The following is a 20,724-nucleotide window of genomic DNA, read 5'->3' on the forward strand; positions in this document are numbered from 1 at the left end:
CATCGGACCCGGCCGGACTGAGCCCGACGCCTTGGCGTGGCCGGCCGGCCACGGCAGTCCGAGGTACTCCACGATCACCATGGTCTTGACGGTGGGCAGGGCCTTGCGCAACTCCGCCGTGGCCTCGCGACGGTCGTGTGTGGTGCCGTTGAAGAGGTACCCGTCCGAGGCGATGAGCACGGTGGGTTCGAGTTGCCCGAAGCGGTCGGCGGCGGCCCCGGGAGCGTAGTCCTGGCCGCAGACCGACCAGACGGCGCCGAGGGCGGCTGCGGCAAGCAGGGCGATCACGGCGTGCGGAGTGTTGGGCAGGTACCCGACGACGCGGTCGCCCTTGCCCACGCCCAGGTCGCGTAGGGTCGCGGCCACTGAGGCGACCTCGGCCCGCAGCGTGCCTCCCGTCATCTCGTAGCCCGCGCCGGTCTCGTCCAAGGCGATGATCGCGGCCTCGTCGGAGCGCAGCCGGCGCAGCGCGTGGTGGGTGTAGTTGAGCGTGGCACCGGTGAACCAGCGGGCGCCGGGCATCGTCTCCTCGGCGAGCACGTGCTCGTACCCGGTGGGGGCCTGGATGTCGAAGTACTCCCAGACGGCGCCCCAGAACCCTTCCAGGTCGGTGACGGACCAACGGTGCAGTGCCGCGTAATCGGCGAACGGTGTGGCGCCGGAGTACGCCTCGTCGCGGGCGTGCGCGTCGTGGTGTCGGGTGGGTCGGGTGAGTCGGCGGGCGAAGTCGGCGATGCGGGAGTCCGCGACGATGACGGGGTCGGGAGTCCAGAACGGTTCCGGGGGCGGGGTGGGGACCGGGGTGGTCATGGCGGGCTGCTCCTGGGATGGGCGTCGAGGACGTTGGTCCGCTCACCGCTCACCGCCCACTGCTCGGCGCGACAGTGTGTGGGAGATGGGGAGGAACCGCTGTCGGAATAAGGGAGGAACCGTTGTCGGGGCGTGGCCGTCTGCGCCATCGATGAGGCAAGTCGGTGTGTGGACCGATCGGCTGCCGGCACGTTGCGGGCTGCCACCGGCGGGCGGCGGGGCGGGCTGCGGGCCGTCCGATGACCGAACGAGTCTGCTCCGACGGCCGATTGCCCGCACCCGACACTCGGCCGCCGGTACCCACGCCGACCTTCGTCCCGGCGACGGTCAGGGATTGACAGGGCGGGCGCGCATCGGGTTGCGTAGTTCGCCGATGCCCTCGACCCAGCTCACCAGCGTCTGGCCGGGACGGAGGAAGCGTGGCGGTCGGCGCACCGCGCCGACGCCCGCCGGCGTACCGGTGAAGATCAGGTCGCCGGGGAGCAGGGTGCAGTGCGCCGACAGTCGGGCGATCAGCTCGGGTACGGGGAACACCAGGTCTCGGGTGCTGCCGTTCTGGACCACCTCGCCGTCGATCGAGCAGCCCAGGCGCAGGTCGTCCGGGTCCTCGAACTCGTCCGGGGTGACCAGTGCCGGGCCGATCGGGCCGAAGCCGGGGAAGGACTTGGCCAGGGACAGCTGCATCACCGGCGCGCCGACCTGGACCGCTCGTTCGGACAGGTCCTGGCCCACGGTGAGTGCGGCGACGTGCGCCCAGCCGTCCTCGGCGGCCACGCGTTCGGCTCGCCGGCCGACCACCACGACCAGTTCCACCTCCCAGTCCACCGCCGCGCTCGGCAGCGTCACCGGGTCGTACGGCCCGGTCAGGCAGCTCGAGAACTTGCCGAAGACCACCGGGGTGTCCGGTACGGCCAGGCCCGCCTCGGCGGCGTGGTCGCGGTAGTTGACGCCGACGCCGAACACCTGGCGCGGCCGGCGCACGGGCGCGCCGATCCGGGCCGGGTCCACCGGTGTGGCCCGGGCCGGGTCGAGGGTGTGCGCCCAGTCCCGGAGCCGGTCCCAGTCCGCGAAGGCCGCGTCCGGGTCCGGGTCCGCCGCGAACGCGCCGCCGCTCGCGGTGTGCACGTCGATCGCGCCGGCGCCGAGCAGGAGGTGCAGTCGGCCGTCGATGGTGGCGGTACGCATGGGGTCGTCCTCACACCTTCGCGGAATCGGGCCGGCCGGCGACGATCGCGTCGTCGTCGGCGAGCGGAATTTGCATGCGGGTCACGGACGCGACCATGCCGGCGAGCCGCCGGGAGACCCGCAGATGCGTGGGGTGCGCGACGAAGTCGGTCAGCGCGGCGACGTCCGCGAAGACCGTGGCCATCCCGAAGTCGGCGTTGTCGGCGGCCAGTTCCAGGTCGCTACCGGCGCGAACCAGCAGCACCCCCGGAATCCTGGTGAACTGTTCGATGTCGGCGCGCAGTTCGGCGATGTCGGCGGCGGGGGGTACGTCGGGCTTCCAGCGGGCGAGCACCAGGTGCAGCAGCATGGTCGACTCCGGGGTCGGGGTGGTCGGTTCGGTCGGCGGGGGCGGCGGCGCGGCCCCGAACATCGGCGGCGGGCCACGCCGGCGACATGCGGGTCATCCCGTTGCACCCCCTGTGGTGATGCCGATGTCGGTATGGGTGAAGTCGGCTGTGGCGAGGTCGATTTCAGTGATGGGCGAAGTCCGCTGTGACGGCAGCGACTTCGGGTACGGGCGAAGTCCGGCGTGATGGCGGCGACTTCAGGTACGGGCGAAGTCGGCGCCGGTGCGCGCGAGGACGGCGCGCAACGGGGTGGTCAGTTCGGGCCGCTCGTCGCCGGCCATCCGCAGGGCGACGTGTCCGTCCGGGCGCACCAGCACGCACCCGCGCGGGCCGACGCCCCACAACCGCCACGCGTCCTGCTCGGCGTCCGGGTAGCCGTCGACGCCGACCCGGAACGCGGCGATCGGCACGCCCAGTTGCCCGGCCGCGGTGCGCGCCGCGGTGATCCAGGCGCCGCCCTCGGCCCCGGCCAACAACAGGAAGCCGTCGGCGGCCAGGTCGACCGTGGCCGCCCGCGCGCCGTCCGCCGTGCGGAACCAGGTGTGCGGAGCGAGCGCGCCGGGATGCGCGCTCATCCGGTACTCGGCGACGGTGGAACGCGGCGCGAGGGTCCCGTCCGGCACGATCGCCGCGGATGTGTACACGTGCCCGAACGTCTGCCCCGCAAAGAGGAAGTGCTCGCGCTGACCCGGAATGGCCGCCGCCACACGGGTGCGCAACTCGTGCCCGGCGGTGTCCTCGATCGCGGCCAACGCGGCCGGGTCGAGGAACAACACTCCGGCTTCCGCCATGCGTTCGGCGTTGCGCATGCTCTGCGCGGCGTTGAACCGGGCGACCGGCACGCGCTCCGCCTCGTAGCTCGCGAGCAGATCCTCGCCGGCCTGCCCGCGCAGCACGGCGGCCAGTTTCCAGGCCAGGTTGTGCGCGTCCTGGACGCCGGTGTTCATCCCGAAGCCACCGGTCGGCGGGAACCGGTGGGCCGCGTCGCCGACCAGGAAGACCCGGCCGGACCGGAACCGCTCGGCGATGGCGATCTCCAACTGCCACGGCAGCACGCTGAGCACCCGCACCGCCAGGTCGGGCGCACCCACCGCCTGCCGGATCAGCTCGGCGCAACGCTCGGGCGGATAGTCGGCGGGGCTCTCGCGGGTCGGGTCGAGGGGGAAGTTGTACGTCCAGCGGCGGCTGCCGTCCAGCGCGACGAGTGCGCCCTGGGTCTGTGCGTTGAGGATCCACCAGACCGTGTGCGACCGCCCCCCGGTGTACGCGGTGAGATCGGCCTCGAAGTAGGCGTTGAGCAGGTGCCCGATCGGCGCGACCTCTTCGTTTCCGATGCCCAGCAACTCGCGCACCGGACTGCGGGCACCGTCGGCGGCCACGACGTAGCGGGCCCGGACGTGTTCCTCGGTGCCGTCGGAACGCCGTACCGTCACGTCGACGCCGGCCGGGTCCTGCGCGAGCCCGGTCAGTTCGGTGTCGAAGTCCACCCGCGCCCCCGCCTCCCGGGCCGCGGCGAGCAGAATCGGCTCGATGCGATCCTGCGGGCAGGACACCAGCACCTCGCTGGAGTCGTCCCGCGTCCTGGCGACCTCGTCGGGGAAGTCGGCCGCGCTGATCCGGCCGATCTCGATGCCGGCCAGTCGGGTCGTCCAGCCGACGCTGATGCCCTGATCGAGCGGGAGCGCGGCGGCCCGGACCGCGTCCGCCACGCCCCACTGGCGGAACAACTCCATCGTGCGGGCGTTGACCACGTGCGCCTTGGGGTGGGTCGAGGTACCGGCGCGGCGCTCCACGACCCGGGTGTCGATGCCCAGTCGCCCGAGCAGCACAGCCGTGCTCAAGCCCCCCGGTCCCCCTCCAACCACCAACACGTCCACGTCCGGTACGGCCATCGGTACTCCCTGGGTCGGTCCAACGGTGATGCTCGAACGATGCGCGCCGACGGGCGCATCGAGCGCCGTCGGTCGAGGTAGCAGCTGCGGACACCAGACTTTGATTTCACATCAAAATCTGGTGTCGGCCACGTTAGCCAGACTTTGATTTCACGTCAAAGACTTGACGCGGGCGGTTCGATCCGGCTCGATATGCTCGAGCGATGGCTGAGGGAGCAGAGGAGAAGGCGGCCCGACCCGGGGCTGCCGGACGCGGTCCGACGAAGGGTGGAACCGCGAAGAAGCGCCCCTCGAACCGGCTGGGAACGGGCACCGGGCCGGGCACCGGGCGGCGCGGCGAGCGTCGCCGACAACTCCTGGAGGCAGCCGTGCGGCTGTTTTCCGAGCGACCCTACGAGGACATCTTCATCGCGGACATCGCCGACGCCGCGGGCGTCGCGCACGGCCTGCTCTTCTACTACTTCAAGGACAAGCGCGGCATCTACCTGGAGACCCTCGGCCAGGTGACCCGGGACATCCAGGAGTACCAGCGCCCGCGTCCGGACGAGGTGACCGCCGAGGCACGCCTGTACGGACTGGTCCGGCGCCACCTCGACTACATCGGTCGGCACACCCAGACCTTCATCGGCTTCATGCGCACCGGCCTGGGCGACCCCGACGTGAGGCGGATCTTCGAGTCCGCCCGCCGAGAGGGAGTGAACCTGGTCCTGGAGATCTTCGAGATCGAGTGCGAGCCGCCGCCGATCCTGCGCGCCGCGCTGCGCGGCTGGGTGGGCTACCTGGACGAGCTCAGCCTGCACTGGCTCACGCACCGCGACGTCCCGCAGGAGGAGGTCGTGCAGTTGGCCGTCGACGCCCTGATTGCCGGGCTCCGCAGCGCGGCGGCCCGGAGCGCCGAGGTCCCGGCGATGCTGAAGGGGCTGAACCGGGCGACCTGAACGCCCGGTTGCCCGTCCGGCGCGGTCGCCCGGTGCGCTGATCGGATCCCGGGGCGACGCGATGCAGGCGTTCGCGTCGTGGTGCGCGGTCGTCGCGAAGCCGAGGCTCGGACGGCCGGGACGCCGAAGGAGATGCCGAGCCCGGGTCGAGCCGGCGCCGGACATATGCGTCGAGGTACAGGATCCGCATGGGGTTTGCCGTTCGCGGCCTCTCGCACGCCGCGGCTCGGCCGGTGCCGAGCCGGGACGCCGCGACGGGCCCGACGAGGTCGTTGACACCGTAAGCCGTGCCGGCCCCGTTCGGCTGCGTGATCGTGCGGCCGAAAGCGTCGTGGACGATTCCGCTGTCGACGAGACGGGCGGCGTGTGTAGGACACGGAGGTGATGTGGACGAGGCAGTTGCGGGGCCGGGATACATAGCATGTATGGATGCTCGATCTTCGCCAATTTCAGGTTCTCCGCGCCGTTGCCTCAAGCGGTTCGTTGGCCGGGGCCGCCCGCGAACTCCACTACGGACAGCCGACCATCAGCTACCATCTCGGAGCGCTGGAGACGCACTTGGGGGCCAAGCTGGTGGAGCGCGGTCCCACCGGGACGGTCCTGACGGACCTCGGCACGATGGTTCTGGAGCATGCGGGCGCCGTGCTCGACCGGATCGAAGCGGTCGAGGCGGATGTCGAGGCCCGGATGAAACACGGCGTGTCGACGCTGCGCATCGGCGCCTTCCACTCCGCGGCCTCGCGGCTGCTCCCCCAGGCCGTACGGGACGCTGCGATCGGTTCGGACGTGCGAGTGGAGTTGACCGAGGCCGAGCCACTCGATCTGGTCGCACAAGTACGAGCCGGGTCGCTGCACTGCGCCGTGATCTACGACATCGGTGGAGCCGGGGCACGATACGGCGCCGACATGCGGGCCGAAACCCTGTTCGACGATCCGTACCGGGTGCTGCTCCCCGCATCGCACCCCCAGGCCCGGGCGGTGGGTCCGGTCGACATCGAACTCCTCGCCGACGACGGGTGGATCGTCTCTCGCGGCTCGTACGACCCCAGTGACCAGACTCTTTTCGCGACGTGCCAGTCCCTTGGGTTCCGACCCCGGACGGTGCTCAGGACCGACGATTACGGCGTGGTCCACGGCTTTGTCGCAGCCGGCACCGCCGTCGCGCTCGTACCCGAACTCGCTGTGGAGGAGGGGTACGACGTCGTCGTCCGCCCTGCTGTGCAGGTCCTCGGCTCTCGCAGCGTCCGATTCCTCACCCCCCAAGGCGCACAGCCTGCTCTGGTGGAGCGGGTACGAGAGGAACTGCACCGCGCGGCAGCGATCCGAAAGGTGCCCTGACCGAACCGCACAACCGGATACCTGGGCTTCCGGGTAGGCGTGGTGCAGCCTTCCATAGACCATATGGAGTGCTGTCGAAAGCTCCTCCATACCTGTAGTAGCGCAAGGCTGTGAGGATTTGAGCCTGCGCGGTGGGCGCCGCGACGGGTAGGCGGGTCCGGCAAGGCGTGGTGCGCACCCGCTTCGGCGGACTCGTTCGCCGAGCGACGGACCTGCTCGCGGATCCGCACGGCGCCGCACCGCAACACGTCGGCCCGGCGGCCCATTCCGCATGACGCAAAGGACTCCCCCATGACCCGCTATGGCGCGATGTACGGCCCCGACGTCACATTCCTCGGCGTTCCGCCGTGCGACCTGGACGAACGTTCGACGTGGGATGACGCCGAGGTGGTCATCCTCGGCGCACCCTACGACGGCGGCACCTCGTACCGTTCCGGCGCCCGCTTCGGGCCCAAGGCCATTCGGCAGGCCTGCTACCTCGAACACGAGGGCAGCCGGCCCTCCCTCGCGCTGGGTGTGGACGGACTTCTCGACCTGCGCGTCAAGGACGCCGGCGACGTCATGATGTTCAGCGGCAACGCGCAGGAGGCACACGCCGCGTTGGAACAGGCGGTGAACACCATCTCGGCCGCCGGCAAGACTCCCCTCATACTCGGCGGCGACCACTCGATCGCCCTCCCGAACGTCACCGGCGTCGCACGCGCGGTCGGATGGGGCCGGGTCTCGGTCATCCATTTCGACGCCCACGCCGACACCGGCGACATCTGCCACGGTTCGCTCATCGCCCACGGCCAGCCGATGCGCCGCCTCCTCGAATCGGGCGCGGCCCGCAGCGACCGTTTCCTGCAGTTGGGCCTGCGCGGCTACTGGCCCGGCCCCGAGACGCTGGAGTGGATGGCCGAACAGGGCATGCGTTCGTACGAGATGACCGAAATCGTGGAACGTGGCCTGGAAACCTGCCTGGCCGAGGCGTCGCGGACGGCACTGGACGACTGCGACGGCGTCTACCTCTCGGTCGACGTCGATGTCGTCGACCCCGGCATGGCCCCCGGGACCGGGACCCCGGAGCCCGGCGGCCTGACCTCGCGCCAACTCCTGGACACGGTTCGCCGCCTGGCCTACGAACTACCCGTTGTCGGCGTCGAGATCGTCGAAGTCGCCCCCAGCCACGACCACGCCGACATCACCGCGATGCTCGGCAGCCGCATCGTCCTCGAAGCACTGTCCGGCATCGCCCGCCGACAGGCCGAGAAGAACGGCCGCCTGGAGACGTGGGACCGCGGACGACCCCTCCTCGGGCAGTACGACACCGTCCACCGCGACTCGAACCGCCGGCACCGCGGAGCGACGCGCGGGTGAGCAGCCTCGAGGTGTCCAGGCGCCCGCCGCGAGTCGGCCGCCGTAGCAACCGCGGGTTAACGCCGGCGTCACGGGCAGGAGATGCGCACCTCGTCCCCTTTCGCGTCCACCGCGGCGCTCGGCGCGCCCTCCAATGTGGCGTTCGCGGCTTCGTAGCTGCCGTCCTGCCATTCGCTGGAGGCCTTGCTCATCGCCTCGGCGTTGGCCTGGTACAGGTCCCGCCATTCCCGCAACGGTCGCGCCTCGTTCGGGTCGGCCGGCAAGGCGACGCCCTTGATGCGCGTCGTCAACGCCGCAAGTTCCGTACTCGCCTGGGACAGGCTCAGGCCGACTGCGTTCAGGTCCTGATCGGCGACGGCCTGGTTGAGTTCGGTGACCCGTCGGGTGATGCCGTCGATCTTGTCGCCACAGATCTTGTTGACCGTCTCGATGTACGTCGCGCCCGTCTGGGCCGGCTTGTCGTCGTTCCTGGGGCCCGAATCCCCGCCGGCACGCGGGGTGTTGTCCCCTCCCCCACTCCCGTTCCCGCCGCCGCCCGTCACGTCGAACGGTCCGATGCCCAGCGCGACGAGCACGCTGAGTACGGTCGCGACCGTACCCACCAGTGTGAGGACCAGCATGAGCCTGCCGTGTCCCTCCTCGCGTCTGCGCTCGCGCCCGGGCGACGGCGGCATCTGCTGCGGATACGACTGATAGGGCTGTTCCTGTCGATAACGCATTCTGTCTCCGGATCCCCGCGTTTCCCAAAGCTTCGATGCCCTGCGCACGCGCGCCGGGTGGACTTCAGGTCGTGCCGGATCCCGCCCAGTCGCCCGCAGGACCCCCCTCGCGGAAACCGCCGACTGGACCGGGTCCCCCCGCTCCGACCCCTGTGTGGGGTGTTCGCATCGTCGAACCGGGCCGAGGCCCGATCGACGTCGATGTTCGGATGGACGGCACCGCACCGGCGGCGGTTCCCGGAGCGGGCCCTCGGAGATCACGACGAGGGATTTCCATCGGCGAGAGCCCGGCCGCGGACTCCCGAACCAAGACATGGCGCCGATATCCGATTCCGCAACCGGCGTCGGGAGGTTGCTGTTTCGCCGGCGCCGTCGGTGTCGACGCCCCTGTCGGGCAAGCGCGCCACGTCGTCCACTGCGACGGCCTCGGCGGCCGCCGCTCCCCGACCGGCGATGACGGGGACCACGGCTGCGGTGTCGGCCTGCTGAAGTATCCTTCCCGCCGCCGCACATCGACTGGGAGGACCAAGAGAATTGACTGGCCCGTCTGCTTTCCCACTGCCCTTTCATGCCTCCCGTTCCATATCCTTCGCGACGCCCCGAACGCTGCGCGAACTCGGGATGATGCAGTGCAGCTCACACATTCGGGCGAAGCCGGGGTGGTTCGACAAGATGAACGATGCCGACATCGTCGCCAGGTGGACGCGAGAAGCGGTCGCTCAGGGCCTCACCGAAGCGCAGGTTCGTTACGTGCTTGCCGAACTCCTGCACTACGCCGCACTGCGGGACGGACGAACCGGCGTCGAGGTGTCCACCGTCGACGGGGTGTGGCAGTCGGACACACTGGTCGACGACAAGCTCACATCCCGGCTGCGCGAGGCGGTTCGGGTGCTGGAACAGGTCCCCGAAGCGGAACAGGACTGGCATCCCGGATCCGACGGCCAGGTACTGGATCTGGTTCATCCCTCACTGTTCTGCCTGGTACGAGAGGTGAGCGGTGCGCCCGAGCGGGCTTGGCAAAACCCGACGGACCGTTACTCGAGGTACGAATTCTCGGAGAGATTCCAGTGGCTGCCCACGGACGTCGACGTCAGTGCGGACGGGGATGTCGCCTTCCGTTCGTACGTCAACAACGTCCACCCCGAGACTCATCGCAAACTGGCCTCCGTCCTGCCGGACTTGTTCGCGCGCATGCGCCCGCTGCTGGAGAACGTGCTCACCGATCTGCGCCATCCGCGGCCCCTGCGGATCGAGGCGGATCCCTTCGGGTGGTACGACTCGAAGCCGGAGTATCCGAACAAATCCTCCTACAGTGATGACGGGGCTTACGCAGAAGCCCTCCGTGCCTGGGAAGAGGCCCAGGACGACTGGTGGGAAAACCGCCGTCCGACCATCCCGGACGCCCCGACCTTCGTCCCGCCCGAGTTGCCCGACGAATCCGCCCGAGTCGACCTGCGCGGGCGCCGTCTCCAGGTCATCGTCAAACTCGCCACCATTCATCTCACCCCGGACAAGCCCGAGTACCCCGGCGGTTCCTGGCATGTCGAGGGGATGATGAACGAGCGGATCGTCTCGACCGGCATCTACTACTGGGACAGCGAGAACACCACCGAAAGCCGGCTGAGTTTCCGGGCGGCACTGTACGACCCGTCTTACGAACAAAACGACGACAACGGCCTGCGTGAGGTCTACGGCCTGGAGGACGAAGATGCACTGAACCAGATGCTGGGATCGACATCGACCCCGGCGGGCCGCTGCCTGGCGTTCCCGAACATCCTGCAGCACCGCGTCGGCTCATTCCGCCTCATGGACCCCAGCCGCCCGGGACATCGCAAAATTCTCGCGTTCTTCCTGGTCGACCCGTCGGAAAGGATCGTCTCGACATCCGATGTACCACCGCAACAACCATGGTTCGACACCTCGACCATGACGCTTGAACAGGCCAGGAACTACCGCGAACACCTCATGCGGGAACGCAAGTTCTTCGTCGACGAACACAACGAGCAGCTCTACGAACGAGAATTCTCCCTCTGCGAGCACTGAGCCTCTTCCATCCCGAATACGTGCGGTTCAGGAGGGCGCGGACGGCCTGGACGATGGTGCGGATGCGGCAGGTGGCGCATATGGCCCGCCGGAGCAGTAGCCAGGTTTCAGTGCGGGGTCGGGCGCGACCGGCATACCGGTGTCGGTCGCGCCCGCGATGATCGGATGGGGTCATGGGTCGGGTCAAGCGGCTTGACGCGATGTGGCAGCCTCGGGCAACGCGGTCAGGCATGGGGTTCGGCCCTGTCGTCGGCGAGAGTCTCTTCCAGGCGTGACATGACGTCCGCCATGAATGTGCCGGTGGTGCCGTGGCCGCCCAGGTCCGGGGTGGCGGAGTCGGCCCGCGCCGCGGCAGTCAGCGCCCGGCGCAGCGGGGCCGCCGCCTGGGGATGCCCGAGATGGTCGAGCATGAGGGCGACCGCTGTCGCTGCGGCATACGGATTGGCGATGCCCTGGCCCGCGATGTCGGGCGCGCTTCCGTGTACCGGCTCGAACAGGGCACAGCCGGTCTCCGGGCACACGCTCGCGCTGGCGGCCAGCCCCAGTCCGCCCATGAGGGCCGCGCCGATGTCGCTGACGATGTCGCCGAAGAGATTGGAGGCGACGATGCCCTCGTAGGGCGAGGGGTCGCGCACCAGGTGGTAGCAGAAGGCGTCGACGTACTCCTCGCTGCCCACCAACCCGGGAAAACAGTCGAGTTCGGCACGGAAGACCCCCTGCCAGAGGCGACCCGTGTGGGGAACGGCGTTGCTCTTGTGCACCAGGGTGACCCGTTCGCGACCGCTCTCGCTCAGGGTGCGCAGGCAGTAGCGGAGGAACTTCTCGACAGTCTCCCGGGTGTATACGCATTCGTCGATGGCTACGGCCGGGTGCCTCCCGTGGGAGACGGTGCCGCCGACTCCGGCGTAGAGTCCTTGGGTGTTCTCCCGGAACAGGGCGATCGCCCGGTCGCTGCCGCGAGGGGTGAAGGGCCGGTAGTTGACGTACAGGTCGAGGCCTCGACGAAGGCCCAGCAGAATGTCGCGACCATGTGCCATGTCAGGGATCCTGGGGTCGCCCAGGGCTCCGAGGAGAATGGCGGGGTAGTCGGAGGCCAGCAGGTCGAGCGCACCGGGCGGCAGACCGACACGCTCGGCCAGCCACCGCTCGGCGCCCCAGTCGAAGATTCTGTACGAGAGGTCCAACCCGAAGTGGTCGCTGAGGAGTTCGAGAGCGGGCAGGACGGCCGGGACGACTTCGCCTCCGATTCCGTCCCCGGGAATCACGGCGATCTTCATACCCGCGCTCCGGTGGCGAGCATGTCCTCCACGGAGCTGAGTCGTCCCGCGATGGCGCTCGCCGCGACCACGTACGGGGAGGCCAGATAGACCTGGCCGGGTCCGGACCGTCCGGGGAAGTTGCGGTTCTGCGCGCTGACGGTGATTTCGTCGGGCCGCTCCGAGACGCCCGGCCCGGCGTTGATGCAGGCGCCGCAGGAGGGCGGCAGGACGGTGACGCCGACCTGCTCGAAGAGGTCGAGATAGCCGCGTTCGGCGGCGTGGTCCAGCACGGCCTCGCTGCCGACCTGGATGTACGCCTGGACCTCGGCGGGTACGGATCGTCCCTGGTCACGGGCGAGGCTGAAGACGCTGGCGTACATGTCCATGTCCGCGGCCTTGCCGCCGGTGCAGGAACCGCCGTACACCTTGTCGACGCGGACGTCCTCGCGCACCGAGGCGAGCGGCACGGCGTTGCGCGGGTCTCCCGGCAGGGCCACCATGGGCTGGATGGAGCCCAGGTCCACGGTGACGGTGGAGGCGTACCGTGCACCGGGGTCCGAGGACGGTACGGCGGTGGCGGGAGCCGCCGGAGTGCGGCGGGCCAGATGGGCGTGAGTGACCTCGTCGGCTTCGAACAACGCGGTCATGCCCCCCGCTTCCACCGCCATGTTGCACAGGGTGGCGCGTTCGTCCACGCTGATGGACCCCACGCCGGAGCCGGTGAACAGGAGGACCTTGCCCAGGGTCCGGCTCCCCTCGATCCCGGGGTGGGCCAGCAGGCTGAGCATGACGTCCTTGGCGCAGACGCCCGGGCGCAGTGCGCCGTCGAGTTCGACCCGAACGACGGCCGGCACCTTCACCAGGATCTCGCGGTTGTACCAGGCGTTGGCGATGTCGGTGGCGCCCACCCCGAAGGCCAGGGCGCCGACGGCGCCGCCCGTGCAGGTGTGACTGTCGGTACCGATGATCACGTCCCCTGGGCGGGCGACGTGCTCCAGGATGTGGTTGTGACAGATCGCCCGGCTGCCGCCGTCCTCGCGGGTGCCGATGAAGTGTCCGCCGCCGAGTTCCGCGAACTCCCGTTGCCGGACCCCGAGGTCCGCGACACGGGCGATGAGCCGGTCGCCGTTCTCCCGACGCTTCAGGACAGGGCCGGCCAGGGAGAGGTGGTCCTGGAAGAAGTAGCAGGTGTCCGGCTGTTCGAGCCGGGCGTCCGGTCCGAACTGCCGCGTGAACATGCCTGCGGCCATGGGGGTGACGTACTCGTGCGAGAACCGGACGTCCGTCGTGACGAAGTACGACTCGCCGACGCGCACCGAGGCGTTCTCGGGGAGCGGGTTGCGTGGTGACAGGGCACGCTGAAGGATCTTCTCCACGACGTTCAGCGGGCGGGCGGGAGCGAAGTCGGGGGTGATGCCGGAGCCTTGGCGATTGAAGCCGAACAGGCCCCCGAGGTCGACGATGGCGCGCTCGATGTTGTTGGCACGTCGGGTGAACGCCGCGAGCGGCAGCTCCTCGCCTTCGAGGAGCGACTCCAGCAGGTCGAAGTCGGTGCAGGTGATGATGCCGACGTTGCGGCAATTCTGCTCGTAGATGCGCTCGAAGGACCGGGCGAAGACGACTTCGACACCGGCGTACTTCTCGGCGTAGACGGCGTGTTCTCGGGAGGATCCGCAGCCCTTCGCCTCGCCACTGACGATGATCTGGGGCGCGAGAGACTTCAGGGCACCCTCGGCGACCTTGTTGTCCCGCAGTCCCAGGTAGGCGTAGTCACCGAGCTTCTCGTCGTACCAGTAACAGCACCAGCCCGGGATGATCTCGTCGGTGGAGATGTTGTTCATCAGCGGCGTGCGCAGCAGTTCGGCGGCGCCGAGCGCTGAACCGCCCGACAGCTGAGCGGCCACGACATCGGTGTTCTCGGTCAGGACGAGGACGTTGCCGTGCAGGCCGATCCGGCGCTCCTTGGACTCGTCGCCCCGGGTATCACTCCGCTGTCGCAATGATCCGCCCTATCTGTTCGTCGGTGAGGGGACCCCGATTGGCCTTCGAGCCGGCCAGGATCTTTTTGAGGAGGGACGCGTCGGTGCTGTCGTAGCCGTGGACGGTCAGCCAGTAGCGGACGTTGTTGGTGCCCGACGCCTGGTCGATCAGCACTTCCTGCTCGCGGCCCAGGTAGCTGGCCGGGACGCTGGAGTACACGCTGTCCTTGACGAGCGTGTTGCCCTTTTGGTGCGCCTTGAGGATCGCGGAGGCGTGGACACCGGCGCTGGTCTTGAAGACGTCCCGGCCCAGAGCGGGGTAGTTCCGCGGGATGTCCACGTCGAGCACGTCCGCCGCGTACTCGCTGTACTGCCTGAGCGCCTTCAGATCGTACGTTCCATGTCCGTCGAGATGGCTGTTGATCACCAGCTGGTCCAGGGAGGCGTTCCCCGCGCGCTCTCCGATGCCCAGGATGGTGCCGTGCACCCGGGTGCAGCCCAGGGCCAACGCCGTCAGGGAGTTGGCGAGGGCGAGCCCCCGGTCGTTGTGACCGTGCCACTCCAGGTCGACGGACTGCTGCCGGTTCCGGAAGTACCGGGAGGTCCAGTGGAGCAGCGCGGCCGTACCCTCCGGACGGGCCGCTCCGACGGTGTCGCACAGCGTCAGCCGGGTCACCCCGGAATCGATCGCGGCGTCGTAGACCTGCCCGAGGACCTCCGGGGTGCACCGCACCGCGTCCTCCAGAACCAGGACGAAGTCGACCTCGCCGTGGGGGCAGGCCGCGGCCGAATCGACGATGTTGCGCTGGATGGTGGCGATGCTCCAGCCCTCGACGTACTGCCGGATGGGGCTCACACCGACGAAGACGTAGGCGTCCACCGTGGTCTCGGCCCGCGCCGCGATCTCACGGATCGCGGCGACGTCCGCGGGGTGAGTGCGGCCGGCGTAGCCCGGGACGATCAGGTGTCCGGAAGCGATGATGTGGTGGGCCAGAGCCACGCACTCACGGAGTGCTTCCGGGTCGGACCCCGGGAAACCCAGGTCGGCGGATCGCACCCCGGCGCGAGCCATGTGGTCGACCAGGGCCCGTTTCTGATCCAGCGAAGGATTTCTGATGTGGGGCGCCTGGAGTCCATCGCGGAGGGTTTCGTCGAAGAACGTTCCGGAGTACGCCGCGGGGTGCGGGGCGGCGTCGACGACCACGGTGTTCCAGTTGAACCAGATATCAGTGCTCGGATGCACGCTCTGGCCGGTCATGCCGTTCAATTCGACCTCCTTTTCGATGGGGTGGGATCCTTAACGGGGCCGGGATGGACACCAAGGACGCCGGAATATGTACCGCGACAGGATCCGGGACGCCCATCAAGGGAATCAATGGTTCGAGGCCGTTCGACAGTGCGTACCGGCCATTGCGCCCGCCGGATATGACGTAGCCGGACCATATCCGCGTTCCCGGACCTGTGCCGTGGAATCCCCTGTCCTGTTGCCAGGACAGGGGACATCAGGGCAGAGGTCAAGGATCCCGAATGCAGTCCGTCCACATCACGCCCGCCATCGAGATCGCCTGGCGCTCGGGATGAGAAGCCTTCAGTGAGAAGCGCAGTGAAAGCTGTACCTTCGACGCGTGCCGAGTTGGCGTCGAATTCGCTTTCTCGCATCATGTTCCCAGGGCTCACCAGCCGGTCGGTGGAGCCGAGTTCCGGAACGCAATATTCCGAACTCGGGACCATCGTGAGCGGAGAAGGCGACTGCAGGGAGCCTGTGGCAGGTGGAATGACAGTGGATCCCACATGTTCGTGGTGGTCTCGTCACTCTCTTTTCAGCTTGTTCCGACGTGTCTTTACGAGGGAGTCGAATCCGGTGCGTTCCATTGGCGTTTCACAAGCGCAGGAGAGCCTGTGGCTGGCTCAGAAGATCACGCCGGATGTGCCGAACATCCCTGCCTCCAGGTGGCTCATCGCAGGCGATGTCGACGTGGAGCTGCTGAGCGCCGCGCTGCGCATCGTCTTCCACGAGAACAGCGCCGCACGGGTCAACTTCCGGCAATTCGGAGACGAGCTGCGGCAAGTGTTCCGCGAGGGCGACACGGATACCTGGACGCCCTCCTTCCACGACGTGAGCGCTGCCGACGATCCCGAATCGGCGGGCCACGCATGGGCCGAGGCCATCGAGCGAAAGCCGTTCGATCTGGAACACGACCTCCTGTTCCGGGCCGGGGTCGTCCGCGTGTCGGACTCGCGTCACCTGCTGTTCTTCGCCGCTCATCACACCGTCGCCGACGGCTACACGTTGGGCCGGCTCCTGCCGCTCCGAACGGCGGAGTGCTACCGGGCCCTGAAGCAGGACGCTCCGATACCGGAGCGCTCCCACGGCGGACCGGAGCTGATCCGCCAGGAAGACCTCCGCCACCGGAACTCTCCGCAATTCGCCGAGGCCGCCGAATTCTGGCGGACCCGTCTCGACAAGGCGCCCGAACCGCTACGGCTGCCGGGACAACGCAGCCCCGGCCACCCCTCGGTGCTGCACCACACGCTGGCGGTGCCGTCGGAGGACGTGGACGCGTGGTTCAAGGCCGCCGCCTCCATCGGCGTGCGAACGCCTGCCTTCCTGACCGCTGCGGCTGCCGTCTTCTTCCGACACGTGGGCGGGCGCGAGGAATTCACCTTCTCGATGATGGGCCTCGGCCGCACGAAGGCCGCGAGGGCCTTCTACGGCTCGCAGTCGACCACTCTGCCCTTCCGCGTGCACGCCCCGTTGTCCACGCGGTTCCGAGACTTCGCGCACACGGTCTCCGACGAGCTGGGGCACATAGGGCAGCACTCCACTCACCAGGTCTCCGACATCCGCCTCGGGGCCGGGACACCCGACACGGGGTCGGTCGCCAGCCCCTTCGGAGCCACCCTCAACATCCTCCCCTTCATCGGACCGGTCGACTTCGCGGGTGCGACCGCGTACATGCAGCCCGGCTCTTCCTGGGGCGCCTTCGACGACCTGCACTTCGGCATCTACTACGACGGCCGCGCCAGGAGCGGCCTGCACGTCCGGGTGGACGCCAACAGCACCTTGTACAGCGCGGACGACGTGCGGCGTTTCGCCGCCACGTTGGTCGCCTTCATCAGCGGCGCGGCACGGTGCCCGCAGGCCGCGATCGGCTCGGTGGACGTACTGGGGCCGGGTGAGCGCGAGCAGGTGCTGGGCGTGGTCAACGACACGGCGGTCGAGCTGCCCGAGGTGACCGTTCCGGAACTGCTGGCGCGGGGGGCGGCGGCGGATCCGGACGCGGTTGCGGTGGTCTTCGGGGATCGGCGAGTGACTTACGCCGAGCTGGAGGTGCGGTCGGACCGTCTCGCCCGGGAGCTGACCGGCCGGGGCATCGGCCCGGAGACCCTGGTGGGGCTGGCACTGCCACGCTCGATCGATCTGATCGCGGGCATGCTGGCGGTTCTCAAGTCGGGTGCCGCCTATGTGCCGATCGACCCCAAGTACCCCAGCACACGATTGCACCTGATCCTCGACGACGCGCGGCCCGCACTCATCCTCACCGACGCGGATACGGCTCCCGTCCTCCCGCGGACCGGCACCCCGCTTCTGCTGTCCGGTGACGTCGACTTCACGAGCGCGGCCCCGGAAGTGGAGCCGGCGCTGCTACGGCCCGCGAATGCCGCGTACGTGATGTACACCTCCGGCTCCACCGGCACGCCCAAGGGCGTGGTCCTCACCCACCGCGACATCGTCAACGGCGTGCTGCGCCTGAAGGACGAGGTCGGTATCGACCCGGGCACCCGTACCCTCGCGGGAACCTCCGTCAACTTCGACGTCTCCGTCTTCGAGGTGATCACCACCCTGGCTGCGGGTGGCACGGTCGAGGTCGTCCCGGACGTGCTGACGATCGCTGAGCGCGGTGGCTGGCAGGGTGGTGTGATCAGCACGGTTCCGTCTGCCATCACCGCGCTGTTGGACCGGTGCGGTGACGGTCTGCGGGCCGATGCCGTCGTTCTGGCGGGCGAGGCGCTGCCCGCCGCGCTCGTACGGCGCGTACGCGACGCCATTCCCGGCGTACGTGTGGTCAATGCGTACGGCCAGACCGAGTCCTTCTACGCCACCACCCACACCATCGGCGAGGACCGGCCCGGAGCGGTGACCGCTCCGATCGGTGTGCCGCTGGGCAATATGCGCGCCTATGTACTCGGTCCCGGTTTGGCGCCCGTACCGCCGGGCATTCCCGGCGAGTTGTACGTGGCGGGCAACGTCGCTCGCGGTTACCGCGACCGTCCCGGCCTGACCGCCGAGCGCTTCGTACCCGATCCCTACGGGCCGCCGGGTGGGCGCATGTACCGTACCGGCGACCTTGCCCGCTGGAACGCCGATGGGCAGCTGGACTACCTCGGCCGCACCGACACCCAGGTCAAGATCCGCGGCATCCGTGTCGAGCCCGGCGAGGTCGAGGCCGTCCTCACCGCACACCCGGGCGTCGCGCAGGCCGTCGTGGTGGCCCATGAGGCACGTGACACACAGCGGTTGGTCGCCTATGTCGTTCCGGTCGGCGGTGATGGCGGCAACGGCGGTGACGATCGGGCCCTGGCCGAGCTGCGCGCCTTCGTCGCCGAGCGGCTGCCCGACTACATGGTGCCGGCGCGGTTCGTCGGCCTCGACCGCCTCCCGCTGTCCCCCAACGGCAAGCTGGACCACAGGGCGCTCCCGGTTCCCGGACCGACCGGCACCGTCGCCTACCGAACTCCGCGCACCCCGGAGGAGGAGGTGCTCGCGGGGCTGTTCGCCGACGTGCTCGGCCTGGAGCGGGTCGGCATCGACGACGACTTCTTCGACCTGGGCGGTCACTCCCTGCCGGCGATGCGCCTCACGGGGCGGATCCGTTCGGCGCTGGGCGCCGAAGTGCCGATCCGCGACGTCTTCGACTTCCCCACGGTGGCGCGGCTGGTGGCACGAGTGAAGACGGATCGTGGGGCGCGCACGACGCTGCGGCGCCTGGCGGAGCGCCCGGAGCGGTTGCCGTTGTCGTTCGCTCAGCAGGGGCTGTGGTTCCTGCACAGGTTCGAGGGCCCGTCGGCGACCTACAACCTGCCCCTTGTCCTGCGGTTGAGCGGCGAGCTGGACGTGGCGGCGCTGGAGGCGTCCCTCAACGACGTCATCACCCGCCACGAGTCGCTGCGCACCGTCTACCCGGAGATCGGGGGGAAGCCGTACCAGGACGTCCTCGACCCGGAGCAGGCCCGCATCAGCTTGGCCGTGCAGCCGGTCGAGGGTGCGGAAGCGCTGCGGGAGGCCGTCATCGCGACCGCCCGTCACACCTTCCACCTGGACCACGAAGTCCCCCTGAAGGCGTGGCTGTTCACCACGGGACCGACCGAATACGTGCTGGCGATGGTCATCCACCACATCGCCGCCGACGGCTGGTCGGCCGCGCCGCTGGCCCGGGACCTGGCCACCGCCTACAGCGCCCACGCCCAAGGCGAGGCCCCCGGGTGGGCGCCGCTGCCGGTGCAGTACGCGGACTACACCCTGTGGCAGCGCGAGCTGCTCGGNGACGACGGTGACCCGGACAGCCGGTACAGCAGGCAGTACGCGTACTGGGCCCGGCAGTTGGCCGGCCTGCCCGAACAGGTGACCATNCCCGGCGACCGGCCGCGTCCCGCNGNGCTCGAATACCGGGGCGACCTNCTGCAGTTCACCCTCGGAGCGGANNTGCACNNGGGNNTCNGCGANCTGGCCCGGGCNTCNNNCGCNACGCCGTTCATGGTGCTGCAGGCGACCATGGCCGCGCTGCTGACGCGTCTTGGCGCGGGCACGGACATCGCNATCGGCAGTGGAATCGCCGGCCGCACCGACGACAGCCTGAAAGACCTCATCGGCCTGTTCGTCAACACCTGGGTGATGCGCACCGACACCTCGNNNGANCCGACCTTCGCCGAACTCATCGCCCAGGTCCGCANGTCGAGCCTGGCCGCCTACACCCACCAGGACATCCCGTTCGAGTCGCTCGTGGAGAAGCTCAACCCGCGGCGCTCGGCNTCNGTCCANCCGCTGTTCCAGATCNCCNTGGTGNTGCAGAACAACNAGNNGGCGGACTTCGAGCTGCCCGGCCTNCNGGTGCGCGGGGAGGNCGTGGGCACCGGGACGGCGCGCTACGACCTGNTNCTGAGCCTGANCGAGACGTTCANCGACCGCACCACNCCCGCGGGCATCCNGGTCGCGGTGGAGTACTCCACCGAGNTGTNCGACNNCNCCACGATCGAGACCCTGATCGCCCGCTGGGAGCAGTTGCTGACCGCCGCGGTCANCNCGCCNNCNCNCCGCATCAGCNACGCNGACCTGCTCACCGCTCGGGAGCGGCGCGAGCTGCTGATCGACGAGCAGCGGCGGGCCGAACAAAGCGTTGCGGCGGCCACGTTCCCCGACCTGTTCCGGGCGTGCCTGGTGCGGGCGCCGCAGGCGCTCGCCGTGGAGTCGATCGACGACTCCTGGTCGTACCAGGAGCTGAACGCGCGGGCGAACCGCATCGCGCACTGGCTGATCGCCCGGGGCATCGGGCCCGAGCAGCCGGTCGGTGTGTCCCTGCCGCGCGGCGCGCACCAGGTGGCGGTGGCGCTGGGCATCCTCAAGGCGGGTGCGGCGTATCTGCCGATCGCCCTGGACTACCCGGGCGACCGCATCGCGTACATGGTCGCCGACTCGCGCCCCGCGGTGGTGTTCACCACCGGGTCCGCCGCCGGGGAGCTGCCCGCGGGGCTGCCCACCGAACTCGTCGCCATCGACGACGAGGACATCCGGCGGGCCTGGCGGGAACTGCCCGA

Annotated in this window: 12 protein-coding genes and 1 pseudogene; 5 read left to right on the top strand and 8 right to left on the bottom strand. The window is 69.3% G+C overall.

Features of this window, described 5'->3' with window-relative positions; genetic code table 11:
• Positions 1-42 precede the first annotated feature (42 nt).
• From A3IC_RS0142125 to A3IC_RS0142140, 4 genes and pseudogenes are all read right to left on the bottom strand, one after another.
• A pseudogene (locus A3IC_RS0142125) lies at positions 43-810 on the bottom strand (AMP-binding protein); the annotation flags it as partial.
• Positions 811-1,137: 327 nt separating this feature from the next.
• Entirely contained in the window at positions 1,138-1,995 is an 858-nt protein-coding gene (locus A3IC_RS0142130; protein ID WP_020556093.1) for a fumarylacetoacetate hydrolase family protein, read from the bottom strand.
• A 10-nt stretch (positions 1,996-2,005) separates the two neighbouring features.
• Complete coding sequence (locus tag A3IC_RS59680; RefSeq protein ID WP_158696323.1) at positions 2,006-2,344, bottom strand: Dabb family protein; 339 nt, start codon at positions 2,342-2,344, stop codon at positions 2,006-2,008.
• A 237-nt stretch (positions 2,345-2,581) separates the two neighbouring features.
• Positions 2,582-4,276: an FAD-dependent monooxygenase gene (locus tag A3IC_RS0142140; protein WP_020556095.1), complete on the bottom strand. Its 1,695-nt coding sequence runs from the start codon at positions 4,274-4,276 to the stop codon at positions 2,582-2,584.
• 203 nt (positions 4,277-4,479) lie between these two features.
• On the opposite strand from A3IC_RS0142140, the gene A3IC_RS0142145 reads away from it, so the two are divergent.
• The 3 genes from A3IC_RS0142145 (at position 4,480) to speB (ending at position 7,911) form a co-directional block, all read left to right on the top strand.
• Complete coding sequence (locus A3IC_RS0142145; protein ID WP_079027032.1) at positions 4,480-5,214, top strand: TetR/AcrR family transcriptional regulator; 735 nt, start codon at positions 4,480-4,482, stop codon at positions 5,212-5,214.
• Between the two features lie 429 nt (positions 5,215-5,643).
• Complete coding sequence (locus tag A3IC_RS0142150; RefSeq protein ID WP_026219358.1) at positions 5,644-6,552, top strand: LysR family transcriptional regulator; 909 nt, start codon at positions 5,644-5,646, stop codon at positions 6,550-6,552.
• 291 nt (positions 6,553-6,843) lie between these two features.
• Positions 6,844-7,911, top strand: a complete 1,068-nt coding sequence (gene speB / locus A3IC_RS0142155) for an agmatinase (protein WP_020556098.1) — start codon at positions 6,844-6,846, stop codon at positions 7,909-7,911.
• A 68-nt stretch (positions 7,912-7,979) separates the two neighbouring features.
• Here speB and A3IC_RS0142160 read toward each other — a convergent pair whose 3' ends face one another.
• A complete protein-coding gene (locus tag A3IC_RS0142160) occupies positions 7,980-8,630 on the bottom strand; it encodes a hypothetical protein (protein WP_020556099.1) in 651 nt (216 codons plus the stop codon).
• 534 nt (positions 8,631-9,164) lie between these two features.
• Between A3IC_RS0142160 and A3IC_RS0142165 the strand changes: the two genes are divergently transcribed.
• A complete protein-coding gene (locus A3IC_RS0142165; RefSeq protein ID WP_026219359.1) occupies positions 9,165-10,673 on the top strand; it encodes a DUF4246 domain-containing protein in 1,509 nt (502 codons plus the stop codon).
• A 224-nt stretch (positions 10,674-10,897) separates the two neighbouring features.
• Here A3IC_RS0142165 and A3IC_RS0142170 read toward each other — a convergent pair whose 3' ends face one another.
• Genes A3IC_RS0142170 through A3IC_RS59685 form a run of 3 tightly spaced genes read right to left on the bottom strand, consistent with a single transcriptional unit; the run spans position 10,898 to position 15,169 of the window.
• Positions 10,898-11,950 carry an isocitrate/isopropylmalate family dehydrogenase gene (locus tag A3IC_RS0142170; protein WP_020556101.1) on the bottom strand — a complete coding sequence of 351 codons (1,053 nt, stop codon included), beginning with the start codon at positions 11,948-11,950 and terminating at the stop codon, positions 10,898-10,900.
• Positions 11,947-13,932 (bottom strand): aconitase family protein, encoded by a 1,986-nt coding sequence (locus tag A3IC_RS0142175; RefSeq protein ID WP_020556102.1) that lies wholly within the window; start codon positions 13,930-13,932, stop codon positions 11,947-11,949. The genes A3IC_RS0142170 and A3IC_RS0142175 overlap by 4 nt, the downstream gene beginning before the upstream one ends.
• Positions 13,916-15,169: a LeuA family protein gene (locus A3IC_RS59685; protein WP_020556103.1), complete on the bottom strand. Its 1,254-nt coding sequence runs from the start codon at positions 15,167-15,169 to the stop codon at positions 13,916-13,918. The genes A3IC_RS0142175 and A3IC_RS59685 overlap by 17 nt, the downstream gene beginning before the upstream one ends.
• A gap of 516 nt (positions 15,170-15,685) precedes the next feature.
• Between A3IC_RS59685 and A3IC_RS0142185 the strand changes: the two genes are divergently transcribed.
• Positions 15,686-20,724, top strand: a 5,039-nt coding sequence (locus A3IC_RS0142185) for an amino acid adenylation domain-containing protein (RefSeq protein ID WP_425387391.1), incomplete at its 3' end; no start/stop codon positions are given.

It is taken from the genome of Embleya scabrispora DSM 41855 (genome assembly GCF_000372745.1).
In the GTDB taxonomy this organism is placed as follows: domain Bacteria; phylum Actinomycetota; class Actinomycetes; order Streptomycetales; family Streptomycetaceae; genus Embleya; species Embleya scabrispora.

What these genes read in the sequence shown, in the direction of transcription:
- A3IC_RS0142130 (WP_020556093.1), bottom strand. Translation starts at nt 1,995, where the DNA reads ATGCGTACCGCCACCATCGACGGCCGACTGCACCTCCTGCTCGGCGCC.
- A3IC_RS59680 (WP_158696323.1), bottom strand. Translation starts at nt 2,344, where the DNA reads ATGCTGCTGCACCTGGTGCTCGCCCGCTGGAAGCCCGACGTACCCCCC.
- A3IC_RS0142140 (WP_020556095.1), bottom strand. Translation starts at nt 4,276, where the DNA reads ATGGCCGTACCGGACGTGGACGTGTTGGTGGTTGGAGGGGGACCGGGG.
- A3IC_RS0142145 (WP_079027032.1), top strand. Translation starts at nt 4,480, where the DNA reads ATGGCTGAGGGAGCAGAGGAGAAGGCGGCCCGACCCGGGGCTGCCGGA.
- A3IC_RS0142150 (WP_026219358.1), top strand. Translation starts at nt 5,644, where the DNA reads ATGCTCGATCTTCGCCAATTTCAGGTTCTCCGCGCCGTTGCCTCAAGC.
- speB (WP_020556098.1), top strand. Translation starts at nt 6,844, where the DNA reads ATGACCCGCTATGGCGCGATGTACGGCCCCGACGTCACATTCCTCGGC.
- A3IC_RS0142160 (WP_020556099.1), bottom strand. Translation starts at nt 8,630, where the DNA reads ATGCGTTATCGACAGGAACAGCCCTATCAGTCGTATCCGCAGCAGATG.
- A3IC_RS0142170 (WP_020556101.1), bottom strand. Translation starts at nt 11,950, where the DNA reads ATGAAGATCGCCGTGATTCCCGGGGACGGAATCGGAGGCGAAGTCGTC.
- A3IC_RS59685 (WP_020556103.1), bottom strand. Translation starts at nt 15,169, where the DNA reads ATGACCGGCCAGAGCGTGCATCCGAGCACTGATATCTGGTTCAACTGG.